Source organism: Phyllobacterium sp. P5_D12, from assembly GCF_054049495.1.
In genome coordinates, this window is sequence record NZ_JBFUMG010000985.1 from 1 (window position 1) to 1,013 (window position 1,013).

The following is a 1,013-nucleotide window of genomic DNA, read 5'->3' on the forward strand; positions in this document are numbered from 1 at the left end:
AGTCTAGGTTACGCCGCTCGTTCTCTGACGAATAATGCGAACGCTTGTCCTCGTACATCAGCAGATCGGCACGCTTGGCCGCAGCTTCCATCTTCTCTCCGACATTACTGGTGGCCCCGCCGATCGATATGTTCAGGGGTATATTGGAATAATACTGGTTGTTTATTTCGATAAGGCTGCGGATTTCATCGATCATGCTTGCGCAGCCAAGCTCATCGATGGCCGGGAGAAGAACGGCGAATTCATCGCCGCCAATGCGCGCGGCATAGCAGGGAGGCTTGACTGCTCCAGCCAGTACCTCGCCAACCCGCCGTAACAGACCATCGCCAACGCCATGTCCCCACTGATCATTGATCACCTTCAATCCGTTAAGGTCGAGGATAATGATCGATACAGGATGGAATTCACGACGTTCCAACCTGTTCAACTCGTCCACGTAGAAGGCGCGGTTGTAAAGCTTGGTGAGCACATCATGCTTGCCGAGATATTCCAGATAGGCTTCGGCCTTCTTGCGTGCCGTGATATCGGTCAAGGATATCTGAACCAACGACCAATCCTGCTCGTGGCCCGGCAGAACCGAAAATTGCAGCAGCACATGGCGTTCGGTACCATCGAGCGCGTAATTTACGGTCTCGCGCTGATGGAAGAGGTTGCCATTCCAGAGTTCGATAAGCTGTTCCCTGAAATGCACATCCATCCCATCCCTGAAAATATCAGGAAGCCTGCGCAACAATGTCAGTTTGTCGGGCGCGAGAAACAGCCTGAKTGTCTCGTTATTGACATCGATGACACGGATCTCACTTGCACATTGTCCGACGAATTCAGGATGGACATCGGTAAACACACGAAAATCGGTAATGCCCTGCCCCCGCACTTCATCAAGCAAACGCTTGATGCGGCTGAAATCTTCCACCCAAAGCGATACAGGAGAATATTCGAACAACCCTTCCGCGTAGCGCTTGCTCTCGATCTGCTGCCGCCGCGCGTCCTCACGCTCGGTTACATCTTCGATG

1 protein-coding gene is annotated in these 1,013 nt (G+C 52.8%); it reads right to left on the minus strand.

The features are described from left to right. The coding region (locus ACXJ5O_RS28165) for a GGDEF domain-containing protein (RefSeq protein WP_457302788.1) at positions 1-1,013 on the minus strand (1,013 nt) is incomplete at both ends.